At 70.2% G+C, this 18,833-nt stretch carries 17 protein-coding genes; 11 read left to right on the top strand and 6 right to left on the bottom strand.

Translation table 11 applies throughout. The annotated features are described in order from the left end of the window. Positions 1-27: 27 nt before the first annotated feature. Complete coding sequence (locus KGR00_RS15865; protein WP_224419892.1) at positions 28-870, bottom strand: RibD family protein; 843 nt, start codon at positions 868-870, stop codon at positions 28-30. Positions 871-948: 78 nt separating this feature from the next. On the opposite strand from KGR00_RS15865, the gene ribA reads away from it, so the two are divergent. Continuing rightward, positions 949-2,070, top strand: coding sequence for a GTP cyclohydrolase II RibA (gene ribA, locus KGR00_RS15860; protein ID WP_224419621.1), 1,122 nt, complete (start codon positions 949-951; stop codon positions 2,068-2,070). Here the strand turns inward: ribA and KGR00_RS15855 are convergent. Next, complete coding sequence (locus tag KGR00_RS15855; RefSeq protein ID WP_224419620.1) at positions 2,046-2,864, bottom strand: creatininase family protein; 819 nt, start codon at positions 2,862-2,864, stop codon at positions 2,046-2,048. The genes ribA and KGR00_RS15855 overlap by 25 nt on opposite strands. Positions 2,865-3,080: 216 nt before the next feature. On the opposite strand from KGR00_RS15855, the gene KGR00_RS15850 reads away from it, so the two are divergent. The 4 genes from KGR00_RS15850 (at position 3,081) to KGR00_RS15835 (ending at position 8,372) form a co-directional block, all read left to right on the top strand. Continuing rightward, complete coding sequence (locus tag KGR00_RS15850) at positions 3,081-4,634, top strand: cation:proton antiporter family protein (RefSeq protein ID WP_224419619.1); 1,554 nt, start codon at positions 3,081-3,083, stop codon at positions 4,632-4,634. 105 nt (positions 4,635-4,739) lie between these two features. Beyond that, entirely contained in the window at positions 4,740-5,735 is a 996-nt protein-coding gene (locus KGR00_RS15845) for an amidoligase family protein (RefSeq protein WP_224419618.1), read from the top strand. Then, complete coding sequence (locus tag KGR00_RS15840; RefSeq protein WP_224419617.1) at positions 5,732-6,436, top strand: type 1 glutamine amidotransferase; 705 nt, start codon at positions 5,732-5,734, stop codon at positions 6,434-6,436. Before KGR00_RS15845 ends, KGR00_RS15840 begins: the two co-directional genes overlap by 4 nt. A 253-nt stretch (positions 6,437-6,689) precedes the next feature. Continuing rightward, positions 6,690-8,372, top strand: a complete 1,683-nt coding sequence (locus KGR00_RS15835) for a GMC family oxidoreductase N-terminal domain-containing protein (RefSeq protein WP_224419616.1) — start codon at positions 6,690-6,692, stop codon at positions 8,370-8,372. 74 nt (positions 8,373-8,446) lie between these two features. Here KGR00_RS15835 and KGR00_RS15830 read toward each other — a convergent pair whose 3' ends face one another. Both KGR00_RS15830 and KGR00_RS15825 read right to left on the bottom strand, forming a co-directional pair. Continuing rightward, positions 8,447-8,878: an OsmC family protein gene (locus tag KGR00_RS15830; protein ID WP_224419615.1), complete on the bottom strand. Its 432-nt coding sequence runs from the start codon at positions 8,876-8,878 to the stop codon at positions 8,447-8,449. Positions 8,879-8,984: 106 nt separating this feature from the next. Further along, entirely contained in the window at positions 8,985-9,566 is a 582-nt protein-coding gene (locus tag KGR00_RS15825) for a DUF1415 domain-containing protein (protein ID WP_224419614.1), read from the bottom strand. A gap of 104 nt (positions 9,567-9,670) precedes the next feature. On the opposite strand from KGR00_RS15825, the gene KGR00_RS15820 reads away from it, so the two are divergent. Then, the gene (locus tag KGR00_RS15820) at positions 9,671-10,567 is read left to right on the top strand and encodes an aldo/keto reductase (RefSeq protein ID WP_224419613.1); all 897 of its coding nucleotides are present in this window, start codon (positions 9,671-9,673) and stop codon (positions 10,565-10,567) included. A gap of 142 nt (positions 10,568-10,709) precedes the next feature. Here KGR00_RS15820 and nfi read toward each other — a convergent pair whose 3' ends face one another. Beyond that, positions 10,710-11,468, bottom strand: a complete 759-nt coding sequence (gene nfi / locus KGR00_RS15815; RefSeq protein WP_224419612.1) for a deoxyribonuclease V — start codon at positions 11,466-11,468, stop codon at positions 10,710-10,712. A gap of 182 nt (positions 11,469-11,650) precedes the next feature. On the opposite strand from nfi, the gene KGR00_RS15810 reads away from it, so the two are divergent. From KGR00_RS15810 to csiR, 5 genes are all read left to right on the top strand, one after another. Then, positions 11,651-12,907 (top strand): exonuclease SbcCD subunit D C-terminal domain-containing protein, encoded by a 1,257-nt coding sequence (locus KGR00_RS15810; protein WP_224419611.1) that lies wholly within the window; start codon positions 11,651-11,653, stop codon positions 12,905-12,907. Further along, positions 12,904-16,209, top strand: a complete 3,306-nt coding sequence (locus tag KGR00_RS15805) for an AAA family ATPase (protein ID WP_224419610.1) — start codon at positions 12,904-12,906, stop codon at positions 16,207-16,209. The genes KGR00_RS15810 and KGR00_RS15805 overlap by 4 nt, the downstream gene beginning before the upstream one ends. A 75-nt stretch (positions 16,210-16,284) precedes the next feature. Next, the gene (locus tag KGR00_RS15800; protein WP_224419609.1) at positions 16,285-16,539 is read left to right on the top strand and encodes a type II toxin-antitoxin system prevent-host-death family antitoxin; all 255 of its coding nucleotides are present in this window, start codon (positions 16,285-16,287) and stop codon (positions 16,537-16,539) included. Next, positions 16,536-16,790, top strand: coding sequence for a Txe/YoeB family addiction module toxin (locus tag KGR00_RS15795; RefSeq protein WP_224419608.1), 255 nt, complete (start codon positions 16,536-16,538; stop codon positions 16,788-16,790). The genes KGR00_RS15800 and KGR00_RS15795 overlap by 4 nt, the downstream gene beginning before the upstream one ends. A gap of 114 nt (positions 16,791-16,904) precedes the next feature. Further along, on the top strand, positions 16,905-17,594 hold the full coding sequence (gene csiR, locus KGR00_RS15790; protein WP_129138881.1) for a DNA-binding transcriptional regulator CsiR: 690 nt from the start codon (positions 16,905-16,907) through the stop codon (positions 17,592-17,594). Here csiR and KGR00_RS15785 read toward each other — a convergent pair. Beyond that, positions 17,591-18,826, bottom strand: coding sequence for a CaiB/BaiF CoA-transferase family protein (locus KGR00_RS15785; protein ID WP_224419607.1), 1,236 nt, complete (start codon positions 18,824-18,826; stop codon positions 17,591-17,593). The genes csiR and KGR00_RS15785 overlap by 4 nt on opposite strands. Positions 18,827-18,833: the final 7 nt, after the last annotated feature.

Here is an 18,833-nt window from a genome sequence, read left to right as displayed (position 1 = left end):
GGCGCGCTGTTTCTGCTGCGCCGACGCTCAGGGGTCGAGCAGGCGCAGATCGAACAGGGTGTCGTCGCCGCAGGGGAAGGTCCGGGCCGGCGGGCGCCGCGCCGCGTCGAGGGTATCGATGGGCGTCAGCGCCAGGCCCGGGCGGCCGGAACCGATCAGCAGCGGCGCCACCAGCAGATGCAGGCGGTGCAGCACGTCGGCCTCGACGAAACGCGAGACGGTGACCCCGCCGCCCTCCACGAGCACCCGCGTCAGGCCGCGCTCGGCGAGCGCATCGAGGACCGCGCGCGGCTCGATGCCGCGGGGCCCCGCGGGCAGTTCGAGACGCTCGACGTGCGCCCCGGCGCCGACCAGTGGCGGCGCGCCGCGCCCCACCAGATGCAGGGTGGGCGCGGCAGCGGTCTGGAACACGTCGCGCCGGACGTCGAGCCGCCCGCGCGGGTCGCAGACCACCCGCCAGGGGTTGGCGCCCTCGACATGGCGCACCGTGAGTTGCGGATCGTCGGCCGCCACGGTACCGGCGCCGACCAGCACGGCGTCGACCAGGGCACGCAGACGGTGCAGATGCACGCGACTGGCCAGGCCGTTGATGTAATGCGAGGCCCCGCTCTCGGTGGCGATGCGCCCGTCGAGGCTCTGCCCCAGCTGGGCGATCGCCAGGCCCCCGCACCGGGCCACCAGCGGCAACAGGCTGTCGAGCAGGGCGCACGCGCCGGCGGGCCAGACGGCATCAGCGGACCAGTCGCCGCCGCGCCGGACCTCGATGGCCCCGACGCCGGTGTCGATACGGGCGACGGTCGAGCGTGACCAGTCGTGTTCGCGCGCCCGGCGCACACCGCGCCAGGCCGCATCGAGAAGCGAGTCGTCCATGTCGGCTCCCATCGAGACAGGCGATTCATCATGCGCAGCCCGGCTGCGCCAGGGCAACCCCCAAGCAAGGAGACGCTCATGCATCAGGTCGAACGCGCCCTATTCGATATACGCCGCGGCTTGCCGGTGCTGCTGCGCGACGCCGACGAGGCCGTCCTCGTCCACCCGCTGGAGAGCGTCGACGAGGCGGCCTTCGAGCGTCTCGCCGAATCCGCCGAGATGCCGACACCGGCGCTGGTGCTCAGCCGTCACCGTCTTGCCCGCCTGGGGCACAGGATCGACGCCGACAGCGCCCGTCTGGCGCTGCCGCCGGCACTGTGGCACGACACCCGGCGTCTGCATGCGCTGGCCTTCGGCCTCGAGCCCGGGGCGACGGACGCCGAACCGCTCGCCGCCAACCGTGCCGAACAGGCCGCCCTGGCGCTGATGCGCCGCGCCCTGTTGATTCCGGCGGCGCTGACCCGCCGCCTCGACGGCGAGGCCCGCACGGCGATCGAGGCACGCATCGCCGAAGGGGCCCTGCTCGGCGTCGCCGCCGAGGATGCCGAGCGCTGTCTGGAGAGTGCCGACGGCATGCTGCGCCGCGTCAGCGAGGCCCGTATCCCGCTCGCCGAGGCCAGCGAGAGCCGCTTCATCCTGTTTCGCGAGCCCGACGGCCTGCGCGAGCACGTGGCGATCGTCATCGGTGACCGCGAGACCTGGCAGCGGGACGTGCCCCTGCGCCTGCATTCCGCCTGCCTGACCGGCGACCTGTTCGCCAGCCTGCGCTGCGACTGCGGCGAACAGCTGCGCAACGCCGTCGCCGAAATCGCCGCCCTGGGCGGCGGCGTGCTGCTCTACCTGGCCCAGGAGGGCCGCGGCATCGGCCTGGCCAACAAGCTGCGCGCCTACGCGCTCCAGGACGAGGGCCTGGATACCCTGGACGCCGACCAGGTGCTGGGCTTCGGCGAGGACGAGCGCCGCTACGGCGTCGCCGTGGACATGCTCGCCGCACTGGGCGTCCAGCGCGTGCAGTTGCTCACCAACAATCCGGTGAAGATCGCCGCGCTGGCCGAGGGCGGCATCGAGGTCGCCGGCCGCCAGGCGCTCTACGGGCGGCTCACCGAGCAGAACTACCGCTACCTGCACGCCAAGGCGCATCGCGCCGGGCACCTGCTCGATGACGTCCTCGACGGTCACTCCGGCTCGGAACGGGCCTGAAAGTCGTCGATCGCCAGCTCGCGGGTCTCGACGAGCACCTCGGCGAGGCACTGCGCGTAGTGCGCGACCAGCCGCTCGCCGAGGGCGGCGCTGGCCAGACGCGCATCGCCGACCACGCCGCCCGGGTGCAGGTCCTCGGCCATCCAGGCGAACGCCGCCTCCCCCTCGGGGCCCAGCCGGCCGCCCTGTGCCGCCATCGCCTCGCCCCGCGACGGCGGGTGATCGAGCCACGCCCGGCGTAGCGTCTCCGGGGCCAGATGCAGCATCATCGCGGTCTCGGCGGCCCCGCCGTGCAGGCCGTGGCGCCACTCCGCCGCGGGCAGTGAATCCGCCGGCGGCGCGAAGCGCATGTAGTGGGCCTTGACCACCAGCAGGCCCAGCCGCCGGCGCAGCTTGAGCGCGGCAATGTCGGCCACCGCGGTATTGCCGCCGTGGCTGTTGAACAGCACCAGGCGGCGCAGGCCGGCCCGCGCGACCGCCTCGCCGTGGGCCTCGATCACTGCGATCGCCACCTCCGGCGGCAGGCTCAGGGTGCCGGCAAACGCCGTGTGCTCGTCGCTGGCGCCCACCGCCAGGGTCGGCAGCACCAGCAGCGGGAAGTTCTCCGGCAGCCGATGGCGCGCCGCCTCGAGCAGTCCTTCGCCGATCGTCCGGTCGGTGGCCAGCGGCAGGTGGCCGCCGTGCTGCTCGATCGCCGCCAGCGGCAGCACCGCCACGCCGTCGCCCTCGGCCCAGGCCTCGAGTTCGACGCTGGTCAGCGCCGTCCAGTCCGCGCCCTGTCGCGATGCGTTCATGCTTCCTCCCTTGCCGACGGTCGACGCCGCCGATGTCATCGAATCGTCCCGCTGACAGGATACGTCAGCGTCGCCGCGAACGCTGACGCTTTGCGCGTTGACCGAGGTCAATCCGGCGTCGCCGACGGTGGGCATGACGGCCGAGTTGCGGTAAAAAACCCGGGAATCGCTCGTCATACCGCCGGGCACACCAGATCGTCTCACGGGAGCCCGCCCATGCTGGAAGTCATCTGTCTGTCGTTCGCCTTCGTGCTGGGCCTGCTCGCCTGGCGGTGCGGGCTGCCAGCGCTGATCGGCTTCCTGGCGGCGGGCTTTCTGATCAACCCCTTCGCCGACTCCCTGGCGCTGCCCCCGTCGACCCCCGAGATCCTCGACCATGTCGCGCACCTCGGCGTGCTGCTGCTGCTGTTCACGGTGGGCCTCAAGCTCAAGCTCAAGAGTCTCGCCCAGCCCGAGGTGTTCGGCGGCGGGCTGATCCACTTCCTGGCCACGCTGCTGGTGTTCGCGCCCGGCCTGCACTGGCTGGGTGGGGCGACCTGGGCCACCGCGTCGATCCTGGCCATCGCCCTGGCCTTCTCGAGTACCGTGCTCTCGGCCAAGAGCCTGGAGGCCCGCCGCGAACTGCGTGCCTTTCACGGCCGGGTGGCGATCGGCATCCTGATCATCCAGGACCTGATCGCCCTGGTGGTGCTGGCCTTCTCCACCGGCCAGGTGCCCTCGCCCTGGGCCGTGCTGCTGTTCGGCCTGCCCCTCGCGCGGCCGCTGTTGAAGCGTCTGATCGACCTCAGCGGCCACGACGAGCTGCTCCTGCTGATGGGCCTGGTCCTCGCCGTGGTGGTCGGCGGCGCGGGATTCTCGGCGCTGGGGCTGTCCGGCGAGGTGGGCGCGCTGCTGCTCGGCGCGCTGGTTGCCGATCACCCCCGCGCCCAGGAGCTCGGCAAGACGCTGTGGGGGCTCAAGGAGCTCTTCCTGGTGGGGTTCTTTCTCAAGATCGGCATGTCGGGGATGCCCGACTGGGATTCGCTGGTCTTCGCCGTGACCTTTACCGCGCTGCTGCCGCTCAAGGCGGCGCTGTTCTTCTTCCTGCTGATCCTGTTCCGGCTGCGCGCCCGCAACGCCTTCCAGGCGGCGATCAGCCTGACCAGCTACAGCGAGTTCGGCCTGATCGTCGCCGCCGCCCTGGCGCCCGACACCCTGGTGGGCCTGGCGCTGGCCGTGGCGCTGTCGTTTCTGGTCGCCGCACCGCTGCAGCGCAACGCCCACTCGCTGTTCGCGCGTCTCGAGCCCTGGCTGCGGCGCTTCGAGAATCATCGCTGGCATCCCGACGAGCAGCCCGCCTCGCTGGGCGACGCCCGGGTGATGATCGTCGGCATGGGGCGTACCGGCACCGCCGCCTACGATCGTCTGCATGCCGACGACACCCGGTTGATCGGCCTGGATGCCGATCCCAACCGGGTCGAGAGCCACGTCCGCGCGGGGCGCCACGTGGTCTACGCCGACGGCGAGGACATCGGCTTCTGGAACAGCGTCAACCTGCGCCAGATCGAGGTCGTGATGCTATCGCTGCCGGATGCCGAGTCGAAGATCTTCGCCACCCGCCAACTGCGCGATCACGGCTTCGCCGGCACCATCATCGCCCACAGCCTCTACGAGGACGAGGCCGAGGCGATCCGTCGCGCCGGGGCCAACCAGACCTACCTGACCATGCACGAGGCCGGGCTGGGGCTGGCCGAGCACGTTCGCCAGGGGCTCACCGCCACGCGTGGCTGATACCCCCCGATACACGAAAGCCGGCCGCCACGCGTGAAAGGGCTTGCAAGGCATCCGGTCAGCCGTTGCAATGGTCGGCATCAGTCGTCTACCCCGGAGGGTCGCATGAAACCCGCAGCGCCACCCTCGCCCCGAACGCCCGAAGGCCAATTACGGCGAGTGGGCGTGGAGATCGAATTCGCCGCCATTGCCCCGACCGCCGCCGCCGAGCTCGTCCGCGACCGCTTCGGCGGCGAGATCGAGCGGCTCGGCCCCCATCGCTACAAGGTCGTCGATACCCGGCACGGCGACTTCACCATCGAGCTGGACGCCAAGTACGCGCATCCCGACGACAAGCTGCTGGCGAAGGCCCGTGAGCACGGCGACGACGAGTGGTCGCACCTGCGCCTGGAGCTGCACAATCGTACCCGGGCGCTGATCGGCGACGCCGTGGCCGGCGTGGTGCCCACCGAGATCGTCTGCCCGCCGATACCCTGGCTGGCCCTCGGCGAACTCGACGGGCTGTTCGACGCCCTGCGCCGGCAGGGCGCCCGCGACACCCGCGACAGCCTGCTCTACGGTTTCGGCCTGCATCTCAACCCCGAGGTGCCGGACACCGATGCCGAGAGCGTGCTCGCCCATCTGCGCGCCTACCTGATCCTCGCCGAGTGGCTGCGCGAGGAGATCGACATCGACATCACCCGCGAGGTGCTGCCGCACGCCAACCCGTTTCCTCGCGACTATGCCCTGCGGGTGCTCGAGCCGGACTATCGGCCGGACCTCGACACCCTGATCGACGACTACATGGCCGCCAACCCCAGCCGCAACCGCGAACTCGACTTCTATCCGCTGTTCGCCTTCCTGAGTCCCGATCACCCCGGCTTGGCGGACGACGATCGCGTCAAGCCGCGGCCGACCTACCACTACCGGCTGCCCAACGCCCAGTTGTCGCAGCCGGACTGGAGCGCCACCGCGGAATGGAATCGCTGGGTGGAGGTCGAACGCCTGGCCGCCGACCCGACCCGGCTGGCCGAACGCAGCGCCGCCTATATCGCCCATCACAGCCGCTCGTCGGTATCGCGCTGGCTGGATCGGCTTCGCGAGTGGATGAAGGACGCATGAGACGACCGCTGATCGGCATCACGACATCGGATCACAAGAGCCGGCTGGCCTGGTGGTGCGACTGCCTCGCGGTATGGCGCGCCGGCGGGCGGCCCGTGCGGCTGTCCCCCGCCCGGCCCGACATCGATAGCCTGGACGGGCTGGTGGTCGGCGGCGGCGACGATATCGGCGCCCAGCTCTACGGCGGCGAGATGCAGCTCGACGTGCGCGTCGATCCGCAACGCGACGAGCTGGAACTGACGCTGCTCGACCGCCTGGTACCCACCGGATGCCCGGTGCTGGGCATCTGCCGCGGCGCCCAGATCATCAACGTCTTCCTGGGCGGGACGCTGATCAGCGACATCCAGACCACCTACGCCCACATCAAGCCGCGCCGGACGGTGCTGCCGCGCAAGACCGTCGACGTGGTGGAAGGCAGCCGGCTGCACCACATCCTGCAGGTCGACTGGTGCCAGGTGAACAGCCTGCACCATCAGGCCATCGACCGTACCGGCCACGGCATGAGCGTGGTCGCCCGCGACCGCGACGGCCTGGTCCAGGGCATCGAGAGTTGTCACCACGAGTTCCTGATCGGCGTGCAGTGGCATCCCGAGTTCCTGGTCTTCAACCGGCCCCAGCAGCGCCTGATCCGCGCCCTGGTCGAGCAGGCCGCGATACGTGCCGAGGCCTCGCGGTCCGCCGGGGACGAGACGCGCGCCTAAGAACGCTTTTTACAACCGGTAGATGAAGCGGACTTTTCCGGCGACAGGGCTTCGCGAGGGCGCTGTAAACCCATCCCTGGGCGCTACCTTTGCCATCCATGGCAAAGGACCCTCGCTTCGCCCTGTCCCCGGCGCCCATCATCAGGGGGTTGGAAATGTGCTCTAAGAGCCTTCGACCATCGTCGGCTGCCGATGGCCGGCCTCTCTCGCCTAGTCTGGCAATGACCGACAACGACAAGAGACGCCCGCCGCCATGACGCATGCCCGTTCCTACGCGGCCGCCGATACCCTGATCGTGGGTGCCGGCCCCGCCGGCTGCCTGCTCGCCAAACGCCTCTCCGAGGACCCGCACCACCGCGTCACGCTGGTCGAGGCCGGCGGGCGCGACAACTACCCCTGGATCCATATCCCGGTCGGCTACCTGTACTGCATCGGCAATCCGCGCACCGACTGGTGCTATCGGACCGAGGCCGAAACCGGGCTCAACGGCCGTTCGCTGGGCTACCCCCGCGGCCGGGTACTGGGCGGCAGCTCGTCGATCAACGGCATGATCTACATGCGCGGCCAGGCCCGCGACTACGACCACTGGGCAGCGCTGGGCAACGCCGGCTGGGACTGGCAGAGCGTGCTGCCCCTGTTCCGCCGCAGCGAGGATCACTACGCCGGCGAAAGTGCCCTGCACGGCGCCGGCGGTGAGTGGCGCGTCGAACCCCAGCGCCACGCCTGGGAGATTCTCGAGGCCTTTCGCGAGGCCTGCGCCGAGAGCGACATCCCCGCCATCGAGGACTTCAACGGCGGCGACAACGAAGGCTGCAGCTACTTCCAGGTCAACCAGCGCCGCGGGGTGCGCTGGAATGCCGCCAAGGCCTTCCTGCGCGGGCTCGAGACCCGCGACAACGTCACCCTGGTCACCGACGCCGAGGTCGACCGCGTGCTGTTCGACACCCGCGGCGAGCGACCGCGCGCCTGTGGCATCCTGGCGCGCCTCGACGGGGCCTTCCAGACCCTCGAGGCCGGCGAGGTGATTCTCAGCGCCGGGGCGATCGGCTCGCCGTCGATCCTCCAGCGCTCGGGGGTGGGGCCCCGCGAACTGCTCGACGAACTGGGCATCCCCGTGGTTCACGCCGCGCCGGGGGTCGGCGCCAACCTGCAGGACCACCTGCAGCTGCGGATGATCTATCGGGTCACCGGCGCGACCACCCTCAACGAGATCGCCGGTTCCTGGTGGGGCAAGCTGGGCATGGCCTGGCAGTACCTGAGCGCCCGCCGCGGGCCGCTGACCATGGCACCCAGCCAGCTTGGCGCCTTCGCCCGTTCGCGTCCCGACCGGCCCAGCGCCGACTTGGAATATCACGTCCAGCCGCTGTCGCTGCCGGCCTTCGGCGAGCCGCTGCACGACTTCCCGGCCTTCACCGCCTCGGTCTGCCCGCTGCGCCCGGCGAGTCGCGGCACGGTGACGATTCGCGCTCGCGATCCGCGCCAGCCACCGCGTATCCAGCCCAACTACCTGAGCGAGCCGGAGGACCGGCGCGTGGCCATCGATGCGATTCGCCTCACTCGCCGCATCGTCGCCTCGCCCGCCCTGGCCCGCTACCGGCCCGAGGAGATCAAGCCCGGCCCCGACTGGCAGAGCGACGAGGAACTCGTCCAGGCCGCCGGCGACATCGGCACGACCATCTTCCACCCCGTGGGCACCTGCAAGATGGGCCAGGACATCCACGCGGTGGTCGACGACCGGCTACGGGTGCACGGCATCGAGGCCCTGCGCGTCGTCGACGCCTCGATCATGCCCACCATCACCTCCGGCAACACCTGCTCCCCCACCCTGATGATCGCCGAGAAGGCCGCGGCGATGATTCTCGAGGAACGCCATTGGCGGGCCATCGGACAGGCCACCGACGAGCGGGCCACTCTCTCGGCGACGGCGTCCTCCTGAGCCGCCAGCCCGGGGCCCGACGCAAGGAAGCCGACCCGCGGGCCGGCTTCCGATGTCGTGCGAACGGCTTCCGCTCAGTTGGCGAGCTTGGCGTCCAGGGTGATCTCGGCCTTGAACAGCTTGGAGACCGGGCAACCTTCCTTGGCCTTGTTGGCGCAGGTCTCGAAGGTCGCCTGATCGGCGTCGGGGATCTTGGCCACGGTTTCCAGGTGAATGGCCGAGATGGTGAAGCCGCTGTCGTCCTGCTCCAGGGTCACCGTCGCCCGGGTATCGATGCTCTCGGGCTCCAGGTTCTCCTCGCCGAGGATCATCGACAGCGCCATGGAGTAGCAGCTGGCGTGGGCAGCACCGATCAACTCTTCCGGATTGGTGCCCGGCTGACCCTCGAAACGGGTGTTGAAGCCGTAGGGATTCTCCCCGAGCGCGCCACTCTCGGTGGAAACGGTGCCCTTGCCCTTCTTCAGGCTGCCACGCCACTGGGCCGACCCCTGCTTCTTGATCGTCATGAACTGCCTCCTTTCGTGGGTTGATCGCCCGACGCGGCGCCTCGCCGCTGCCGGGTCAGCATCATGCCTTCCTGACTGTAGTGCATTCGGGCCGGTAAGGGACAATTCAACCCCGCGACTCGCCTTCGTGGCCGAGCGGACTCTCCAGACAGGCGAGCCGTTCGGCCGTCACCCGCGCCAGCCCCAGCCGCCGCATCGCCGCGACGTTGCGTTCGGGGATGGCCTCGGGGTCGGGGTAGCTCTCGAGGACCCGACTCAGGCTGGCCTCACGCAGCAGGTGGAGCATCGGCCAGGGCGAGCGATTGGTGGCATTGGCCGGGTCGTCCGCCTCGGCATCCGCGAAGCGGTAATCGGGGTGAAAGCTCGCCAGTTGATAGATGCCTTCGTAGCCCTCGGCCTCGAGCAGCGCCTCGGCGAGGGCCAGCAGATCCAGATAGTCGTCGAACGAGGCCATCCCGCGGGTGAGGATCAGCAGCGTGGTCTCGATCGCCGGGTCCTCGTCGAGCCGCCGACATTCGTCGATCAGGGTCCGCAGCGCAGGTTCGATGGCCTCCGCCGAGACGGTGGCGTAGCGTACGCGCTCGCGACGCACCTCGGGCGCGGCGAAGGGGCACAGATGGTGGGCGACGACGAAGCGCTCGACCCAGGCGCGGGTGGCGGCGATCGCGGCAGTATCGGCGGACGGCATGACGGACCTCGTTGATGAAGACGGGCCAGTATAGCCCTTGCGGCAGCCGGCGGGGTCGAGCACCATGCATGGCAATGGCTACCACGACCGATCCGGAGGTCCTCGTGCCCCACGCTAGCGTCACGTTACCCGCCGCCGCTGCGGCGCCGGCCATCAGCCTGCCGGCGATCGGCCAGGGCACCTGGTACATGGGCGAGGGCCTCGCGCCACGCGATGCCGAGGTCCGCGCCCTGCAGCAGGGGCTCGACGCCGGGCTGACACTGATCGATACCGCCGAGATGTACGCCGACGGCGGCGCCGAAGAGGTCGTCGGCGAGGCGCTCGCCGGGCGCCGCGACGACGCCTTCCTGGTCTCCAAGGTCTACCCGTGGAACGCCGGTCGCGACAGCGCCATCGCCGCCTGCGAACGCAGCCTGGCCCGGCTGGGTACCGACCACCTGGATCTCTACCTGCTGCACTGGCCGGGCAGCATCACCCTCGACGAGACCCTGGAAGCCTTCGAGCGCCTTCGCGACCAGGGCAAGATCCGCCGTTTCGGCGTCTCCAACTTCGACGTCGACGACCTCGAATCGCTCTGGCGGCTTCCCGGCGGTCGCGACTGCACGGTGAACCAGGTGCTCTACCATCTCGGCTCGCGGGGCATCGAGCACAGCCTGCTGCCCCGGCAGCGCGAGCGCGGCCTGCCGACCATGGCCTACTCGCCGCTGGCCCAGGGCGGGCGGCTGCGGGACTCGCTGCTCGCGAATCCGGCGGTGACGGCGATCGCCGCCGACTACGGCGTCACGCCCACCCAGGTGCTGCTGGCCTGGGCGATCCGCCCGGCGGCCGACCGTCACGACGGCGACGCCCGCGACGTGATCGCCATTCCCAAGGCGGTACAGCCCGCGCACGTGCGCGCCAACGCCGAGGCGCTGACGCTGCGCCTCGACGCCGAGGCCCTCGCCCGGCTGGACGCGGCCTTCCCGCCGCCCGCGCGCAAGGAACCCCTCGATATCGTGTAAAGAAGAATCGGGAATGCGAGAGATTTACGTTACGAGCGAAGATAGGCAGGCCGTCGCCGGAACGGAGAAACCGGAGTTTACACGCCAGTAAATGAGGATTTTGAGTACCGCCGGCGGCCTGGATATCGAGCGCAGTAGTAAATCACCGCATTCCCCGCCGGGAGGCCAGCCGATCCGCCAACCGCGTCGGCTCGGGCAGCTTGGTGCGTCCCAGGCAGGCGATCGTCCAGTCCAGCGCGGTGGCCAGGCTCAAACGATGGCCGGGGGAGACGATCACCGGCTTGACGCCCAGACGCGAGCGCAACATGGCCCCGATGACCACCCGGCCGTCGGCATCGGTGGCCACGTCCGCCGGGTCCTCGGCGCGGCGGCGATCGGTCAGCGGCGTCCATTCGCCGCGGACCTCGGGCACCTCGCCATGACGCCCGCACAGGCGCTTCTTGGCCACGCCGAGGGTGGGCAGGTCGAGCCATAGCCCGAGATGCGCGGCGATCCCCAGGCGTCGGGGATGGGCGATACCCTGGCCGTCGACCATCACCAGATCGGGGCGCCGCGAGAGCTTGTCGAAGGCCCCCAGCGCCGCCGGTATCTCGCGAAACGACAGCAGGCCGGGAATGTAGGGCATGCGCGTCGGCTCGCGGTGGACGAGCTCCTCGACCGGTGTCAGGTCGGGCCAGTGCAGCAATACCACCGCCGCTCGGGTGGTCGCCCCGTCGTCCTCGAAACCGATGTCGACGCCGGCGATCCACTCGACCTCACCGATCCGGTCGTGGCGCTCGAGACGCGGCGCGAGTTCTTGCTGCAGAGCGATGGCGCGCTCCGGGGACAGGGTCCAGTCATGCAGGGCCGCGTTCTGAACGCGCCCTTCGTGAAACGGCTCTTCATGAAACGATTCGGGCATCGAGACAACATCCTTTTGTCGATCGTTCCCCCAGCCTAGCATGCCCGTCACGCCATTCCGGAACGCCCCTGAGATGCTTTGCCACTGTCTGCCGGAGCCCCGGGCGGACGCCATCATGGACCCGGCCGGCAGAGCCGGTACACTGAGGCGCCGACCGATCATCGTTGCGCGGATACCCCGACGTGAAACTGCTGCATACCGCCGACTGGCACCTCGGCCAGACCTTTCATGGCCAGGAACGCCATGCCGAACACCGGTCCTTTCTCGACTGGCTGCTGGAGACGCTGGAGACCCGGCGGCCCGACGCGCTGCTGATCGCCGGCGACGTCTTCGACGTGGTCAACCCGTCGCTGCGCGCCCAGGCCCTGCTCTACGACTTCATCGTTGCCGCCCACGAGCGCCTGCCGACGCTGGACATGGTGCTGATCGCCGGCAACCACGACAGCGGCAACCGCATCGAGCTGCCCGCCCCGCTGCTGGCCCGCCTGCGCACCCACGCGCTGGGCCGGGTTCACTGGCTCGACGATGGGCGGCTCGACGCCGAGCGGCTGCTGGTACCGCTCACCGACGCCAGCGGCGAGACCCGCGCCTGGTGCCTGGCGCTGCCCTTTTTGCGCCCCGCCGAGGTCACCGGGCGGCGCGGCGACGATGACGCCCCGGTCGACGACTACGTCGGCGGCATCAGCCGCGTCCACGCGGCACTGATCGATGCGGCCCGCGCGCGCCGCGCCAACGGCCAGGCGCTGGTCGCCATGAGTCACGCCCACCTGCGCGGCGCGGCGGTCTCGGAGGCCAGCGAGCGGCCGATCGTCATCGGCGGCGAGGAATCGATCCCGGCGGCGCTGTTTCCCGAGGACATCGCCTACGTGGCGCTGGGTCACCTGCACCGCGCCCAGCAGGTCGGCGAGGCGCGCATCCGCTACAGCGGCAGCCCCTTGCCGCTGGATTTCAGCGAGGTCGACTACCCGCATCAGGTGGTCGAGGTCACCCTCGACGGCGAACGCCTGGTCGATCTCGAAACCCTCGGCGTGCCGCGCCCGGTGGCCATGCAGCGGATCGGCCCCGCGCCACTGGCGCAGGTGCTGGACGAGCTGGAAAGCCTGGACGACGACCCCGACCTGCCGCGCGAGCGCTGGCCCTGGCTGGAGGTACGCGTCGAGCTCGACGCGCCGGCCCCCGATCTGCGCGCCCGCATCGAGGCGGCGCTGGCCGGCAAGGCGCTGCGCCTGCTGCGGCTCACGCGGCGCCTGCCCCAGACCGAGCACGAAACGGCTCCGGCACGGGTCGATCTCGAGACGCTCGGCCCGCGCAAGCTCTTCGAACGCACCTGGCAGGCACGCTGGGACGCGCCACCCGACGATACGGTGCTGGCCGACTTCGACCGGCTCTGCCAGGACGTGCTCGACGGTCAGCAGGACGCCGGGGAACTGGACCGATGAGAATTCTCGCCCTGCGTCTGGCCAACCTCGCCTCGCTGCCCGGTCCGCTGGAACTCGACTTCGCGAGCCCGCCCCTCGCCGATGCCGGCCTGTTCGCCATCACCGGCCCCACCGGCGCCGGCAAGAGCACCCTGCTCGACGCGCTGTGCCTGGCGCTCTACGGCAATACACCGCGCCTGCGACTGGCCCCCCAGCGCGACAGCCAGCTCGACGATGCCGCGGGCACCGCGCTGACCACCAGCGATCCGCGCACCCTGCTGCGCCGGGGTACCGCCAGCGGCCATGCCGAGGTCGACTTCGTGGGTCGCGACGGCCGCCGCTATCGCGCCCGCTGGGCGGTGCGCCGGGCCCGCGACAAGGCCGACGGCCGCCTGCAGGCCGTCGAACAGTCGCTGCGCGATCTCGACGACGACCGCCTGTTGACCGCCCAGAAACGCGAGTTCGATCGCCTGCTGCCCGAGCGTCTGGGGCTGACCTTCGAGCAGTTCACCCGCGCCGTGCTGCTCGCCCAGAGCGAGTTCGCCGCCTTCCTGCAGGCCGACGACAACGCCCGCAGCGATCTGCTGGAGCGGCTCACCGGCACCGCCGAGTATTCGGCGATCTCGATGGCCGCCTTTCGTCGCGCCAGCGAGGCGAAGAAGCGGGTCGAGGCCCTGGAGACCCGACTCGCCGACGACCTGCCCGCCGAGCCGGCGGCCCGCGCCGACCTCGAACGACGGGCCCGCGCCGCCCAGGACGCCTTCGATGCCGTGCAGCGCGACGCCAGGGGATTAGAGGCGCGCGAGCAGTGGCACGCCAGCGATGAACGGCTGCGTGACGCCGTCACTGCGGGTCGGCGCCGCCAGCAGGCGGCCGAGGACCGCTGGCAGTCACTGGCGCCCGTACGGGAGGATCAGGCGTGGCGGCGGGTGATCCTGCCCCAGCGGCATCGTCTGACGCGTCAGGCCGAACTGCCCGGCGAACTCGACGCCCTGGAAGCCGCTCACCAGCAGACCCAAGGGGCACTGGCCGACGCGGAGAGCGCCCGGGACCAGGCTGGACGCGCCTTCGAGGCCGCCGAGCGGACACTGGCGCAAGCCGCCGAGGCACGCCGCACGGCCGAGCCCGCGCTGCGCGAGGCTCGGGAGCTGGCCATGGACCTGGCCAATCTCGACCATCAGCTGGCACAGCTGGAAAAGACCCAGGCCGAGCGGCAGGCCCAGCGCGACCACCTGGAGACCGATCATCAGAAGGCTCGGACGGAACATCGTCAACGCCGCCAGCAGCACGCCGACTGGCAGGCGACGTTGCAGCAACTGCTGGGCGAGCACGACGACCTCGAGACCGCCCGCCAGGCCCACCGCAGTGCACTCGAACGGGCACATCAGCGCCAGCTGGCCCTCGAGGAGCTCGCCAGTCACTGGCGGGAGTACCAGCGCGCCCTGACCCACCATCAGCGGCTGTTCGAGCGGGTCCAGGCGGACGAACCCCGGCTGGCCCGGCTGCTGGAGCAGGGCCGGCAGGCCCGACGCCGGCTCGATGACGCCCAGGCCCGCCACGACACCGTGACCGGCATGATCGAGCGCAGCCGGGCGGCGCGCAGCGACGGTGTCGTCGCGCTGCGCGAGACGCTTGTCGAGGACGCCCCGTGCCCGGTCTGCGGCGGGCTCGAGCATCCCTGGCGGCACCATCCACCGGCATCGCCGGAGGCGGAACAGCTGGCAGCGCAGCAGCGCGAAGAGGAACGCCAACGCCAGGAAGTCGACGAGGCCCTGACCCAGGCCAAGCAGGCACGCGACCGCCTGTTCGGCGAGTACAGTGCCCTCGACGCCTCGCTCAAGCAGGCGCGTCAGGAGCTTCAGAGCGCCGAACGGCAATGTCGGGAGGCCCGCGACGCCCTCGCACGGCACCCGCTGCATGGCGAACTCGCGACGCTCGAAGAGGACCAGCGCGACACCTGGCTGGCCGAGCAGAGCGAGCGCGCCAAGGCCGATCACGCGCATCACGACACGATACTAGGCAAGCTGAATCAGGCCGAGGCGCGCATCGAACCACTACGCCAGGCCCTGCAGGAAGACGCCACGCGGCTGGCACGTTTCGAGACGCGCCGCGAGGGGCTCGACACGGAGCTGCAGGCACTCGCCGAGCAACTGCCGCCGCTTCGTCAGCGGCGCGACGATCGCGCCCGCGCCCTCGCCGCGAGACTCGGCGAGCATGCCTCGCCGGACGCCTGGCAGCAGCATCTCGATGCCCGTCAGGAGAACGCCAGACAGGCCCGGGAGGCGGCCCAGACACACCGGCACGAGACGCAGCGCGAGCACCAGCGGCTCGCCCAGCAGGCGGCCCACGAGGCCGAGCGCCTGGCGACGCTGACCCATGAGCGCGACACCCTGAACGCCGAGCTGGCCGAGTGGCGGCGCACGCATGCCGCGCTGGACGAAGCCCGGCTCGCCCGCCTGCTGGCCCAGGCCGACGACGCGGCAGAGCGCCAGCGCCAGCAACTGGAAGACGCCGATCATGACCGCCAGCAGGCCGCCGCCAGCCTGGCCGAGCGTCGTCAGGCACTGCTCGATCATCGCCGCGATCAGCAGCTCCTCGACGGGGCGGCAGACGACGCTGCCCTGCTCGACGAATCCGCCGAGGCCGAGATCGTTCGGCGCCGCGAAGCGCTCGAGCATGAACGCGAGGCCCTGGCCCCGCGCCTGGACGCCGCCCAGCAGCAGCGCGACGAGGCCGTGCATGCCCTGCGCGACGACGACCGGCGACGTCAGCGCCACCAGGACGCCCAGGCCGAATTGCAAGCGGCTCGCAGCGAATTCCGCCGCTGGGGCCGGATCAGCGAGCTGATCGGTTCCGCGGACGGCAAGGCCTTCCGGCGTATCGCCCAGGCCTACAATCTGGAACAGCTGCTCGAGCACGCCAACGTCCATCTCGCCGGGCTCAGCCGCCGCTACCGGTTGGTACGCGGCGGCAGCGAACTCGGTCTGCTGGTGATCGACCGCGACATGGCCGACGAGCGCCGCTCGGTGCACTCGCTCTCCGGCGGCGAGACCTTCCTCGTCTCGCTGGCGCTGGCGCTTGGCCTGGCCTCGATGGCCTCCGGCGAGCTGGCCATCGAGTCGCTGTTCATCGACGAAGGCTTCGGCAGCCTCGACCCCGAGTCGCTGGCGCTGGCCATGGATGCCCTGGACGGCCTCCAGGCCCTGGGCCGCCGTGTCGGGGTGATCTCCCACGTCCCCGAGATGCACGAACGCATTCCGGTACAGATCCGCATCGAACCGGAGGGCAACGGCACCAGCCGGGCGCGGCTGGTGAGCGAGTGACTCGGCCTCGCCATTGCCGCGCGCTCTGTTGAACGCTATTCTTTACAGTACAACATCCCGTACAGGAGATATCCGATGGATGCCATCAGCTATACGGCGGCACGCAGCCATCTGGCGAAGACCATGCAGCAGGTTTGCGACGACCACACCCCCATCACCATCACACGCAGCAAGGCGCCGTCGGTGGTCATGATGTCGCTGGAAGACTATGAAGCCTTGCAGGAAACCGCCTACCTGTTGCGCTCGCCGAAGAACGCCCGACGCCTGCTCGAGTCCATCGCGCAATTGGAGAATGAAGATGGTCGCGAGCGGGAGCTCATCGAGGAATGAAGCTCACCTTCTCCGAGCATGCCTGGGAGGAGTACCTCTATTGGCAACGAACCGACAGGAAGACACTCCGCCGGATCAATCAGTTGATCAAGGCGATCCAGCGAGCGCCCTTCGAGGGTATCGGCAAGCCGGAACCCCTGAAGCATGGTCTCGCGGGCTACTGGTCACGGCGCATCGATGAGGAACACCGTCTCGTCTACAAGGTCGCGGAGGAACATCTCTTCATCGCTCAGTTACGCTACCACTACTGAGACACCGGGCACGACGTCAATCACCGCAACAATCGCCAGTCGCGCTGATATCGGCAGGTCCCGTCCGGCGGCGGGGTTGGGTATCATCGCGTCACATTCGCCAGGAAGCCGCCCATGACCCGCGACGTGCCGCGCCCCAATCTCGCCATCAGCGCCCACCAGCGTCTCAAGCGCGACATCATTCGCGGCGTCTTCGCCCCCGGCGAGAAGCTGCTGATGAGCCGCCTGAAGGCGCGCTATGAACTGGGCGTGGGGCCGCTGCGCGAGGCGCTCTCGCAATTGATCGGCGAACGGCTGGTCACCGCGGTCAGCCAGCGCGGCTACCGGGTCGCGGGGATGTCGCTGCAAGAGCTCGAGGACGTCTACGATGCCCGCGCCGAACTGGAAGGGCTGGTGCTGGAGCTGGCCATCGCCCGCGGCGACGACGACTGGGAGGCACAGATCCTGGCCAGGGCGCACACCTTGGCCAAGGTGATGGAGGTCAACAGCGCCGAGGAGATGCTCGACGTCTGGGACGCCCGCCATCAGGCCTTCCACACCGCCATCGCCGCGGGCTGCCGCTCGCCGCACCTGCTTCAGGCCCGCGCCGCGTTATTCGACCAGGCCGAGCGTTATCGCCACCTGTGGCTGTGTCGCACGGTGTTCTCCGACGACGCCCTGGACGCCAAGCGCCGCGAGCATGCCGCCCTGGTCGAGGCGATCCTGGCCCGCGACACCCCCCGGGCACGGGCGATGATGCGCGACCACCTGATGACGCCGGTGCCGATCATCCGGCAGGAGCTGGAAGCGCGCGCACTCATCTAGGCGTCGTCGGGTCGGCCGAGCACCCCACTCTCGTGCAACGCCGCCAGCGCGGCGGGATCGAGGCCGAGGCGTTCGGCGAGCACCGCATCGGTATGCTCGCCGAGCCGCGGCGGGGCCCGCTCGGCGTTCAGCCGCTGGCCGTCGAGCCGAATCGGGTTGCCCACCAGCGACATGGGCTCGCCGGCCGCGTGACATCGCTCGATGCGTAGCCCGCGATGACGCACCTGCGGGTCGTCGAATACCGCGTCGAGCCGGTTGATCGGTCCGCAGGGCACCCCCGCCGCTTCCATGGCCGCCAGCCACTCGACGCTTTTCGCCCCTCGCAGCCGGGCGTCGAGCAAGGGAACCAGTGTCTCGCGATGGGCGACGCGAGCGGCATTGGTGGCAAAGCGTGCATCGTCGGCCAGCCCCGGCATGCCCAATACCTCGCACAGGCGCCGGAACTGGTCGTCGTTGCCCACCGCCAGGATCAGATGGCCGTCGGCGGTGGCGAACGCCTGATAGGGCACGATGTTGGGATGCGCATTGCCCAGCCGCTCGGGGTTGCGGCCGCTGGTCAGGTAGTTGAGCGCCTGGTTGGCCAGTACCCCGACCTGCACGTCGAGCAGCGCCATGTCGATGTGACCGCCCCGCCCGGTGGTCTCGCGGCGGTGCAGGGCGGCGAGGATGGCGTTGGCGGCGTACAGCCCGGTGAAGATATCGACGAACGCCACGCCCACCTTGGTCGGCTCGCCGTCGGGCTGGCCGGTCACGCTCATCAGCCCGCCCATGCCCTGGATCAGGAAATCGTAGCCGGCCCGCGAGGCATAGGGGCCGTCCTGGCCGAAGCCGGTGATCGAGCAGTAGACCAGACGGGGGTTGGCCTCGCACAGGCTGGCCGCGTCCAGGCCGTAGGCGGCCAGCCCGCCGACCTTGAAGTTCTCGATCAGCACGTCGCTGTCGGCGGCCAGCCGGCGAACCAGCGCCTGCCCCTCGGGCCGGGCGAGGTCGATGGTCACCGAGCGCTTGCCGCGATTGGCGCTGAGAAAGTATGCCGACTCGGTGGTGCCGTCGAGCCAGGGCGGCCCCCAGCCGCGGGTGTCGTCACCGCGCCCGGGGCGCTCGATCTTGATCACCTCGGCCCCCAGGTCGGCGAGCTGCTGGGTACACCAGGGACCGGCCAGCACCCGCGACAGATCGAGCACGCGGATACCGGCGAGCGGCTTGCGCGGGGTCTCATCGCAAACGGTCATGGCGGCC

The sequence above is a fragment of the Modicisalibacter sp. MOD 31.J genome (genome assembly GCF_020147985.1).
Taxonomy (GTDB): domain Bacteria; phylum Pseudomonadota; class Gammaproteobacteria; order Pseudomonadales; family Halomonadaceae; genus Modicisalibacter; species Modicisalibacter coralii.
This window is presented reverse-complemented; position numbering and strand designations above follow the sequence as displayed.

Bases quoted from the DNA above. Each gene is read 5' to 3' on its own strand.
- KGR00_RS15865 (WP_224419892.1), bottom strand. From the start codon at position 870: ATGGACGACTCGCTTCTCGATGCGGCCTGGCGCGGTGTGCGCCGGGCG.
- KGR00_RS15835 (WP_224419616.1), top strand. From the start codon at position 6,690: ATGACGCATGCCCGTTCCTACGCGGCCGCCGATACCCTGATCGTGGGT.
- csiR (WP_129138881.1), top strand. From the start codon at position 16,905: ATGACCCGCGACGTGCCGCGCCCCAATCTCGCCATCAGCGCCCACCAG.
- nfi (WP_224419612.1), bottom strand. From the start codon at position 11,468: ATGCCCGAATCGTTTCATGAAGAGCCGTTTCACGAAGGGCGCGTTCAG.
- KGR00_RS15845 (WP_224419618.1), top strand. From the start codon at position 4,740: ATGAAACCCGCAGCGCCACCCTCGCCCCGAACGCCCGAAGGCCAATTA.
- KGR00_RS15840 (WP_224419617.1), top strand. From the start codon at position 5,732: ATGAGACGACCGCTGATCGGCATCACGACATCGGATCACAAGAGCCGG.
- KGR00_RS15785 (WP_224419607.1), bottom strand. From the start codon at position 18,826: ATGACCGTTTGCGATGAGACCCCGCGCAAGCCGCTCGCCGGTATCCGC.
- KGR00_RS15825 (WP_224419614.1), bottom strand. From the start codon at position 9,566: ATGCCGTCCGCCGATACTGCCGCGATCGCCGCCACCCGCGCCTGGGTC.
- KGR00_RS15795 (WP_224419608.1), top strand. From the start codon at position 16,536: ATGAAGCTCACCTTCTCCGAGCATGCCTGGGAGGAGTACCTCTATTGG.
- KGR00_RS15800 (WP_224419609.1), top strand. From the start codon at position 16,285: ATGGATGCCATCAGCTATACGGCGGCACGCAGCCATCTGGCGAAGACC.
- ribA (WP_224419621.1), top strand. From the start codon at position 949: ATGCATCAGGTCGAACGCGCCCTATTCGATATACGCCGCGGCTTGCCG.
- KGR00_RS15855 (WP_224419620.1), bottom strand. From the start codon at position 2,864: ATGAACGCATCGCGACAGGGCGCGGACTGGACGGCGCTGACCAGCGTC.
- KGR00_RS15830 (WP_224419615.1), bottom strand. From the start codon at position 8,878: ATGACGATCAAGAAGCAGGGGTCGGCCCAGTGGCGTGGCAGCCTGAAG.
- KGR00_RS15805 (WP_224419610.1), top strand. From the start codon at position 12,904: ATGAGAATTCTCGCCCTGCGTCTGGCCAACCTCGCCTCGCTGCCCGGT.
- KGR00_RS15850 (WP_224419619.1), top strand. From the start codon at position 3,081: ATGCTGGAAGTCATCTGTCTGTCGTTCGCCTTCGTGCTGGGCCTGCTC.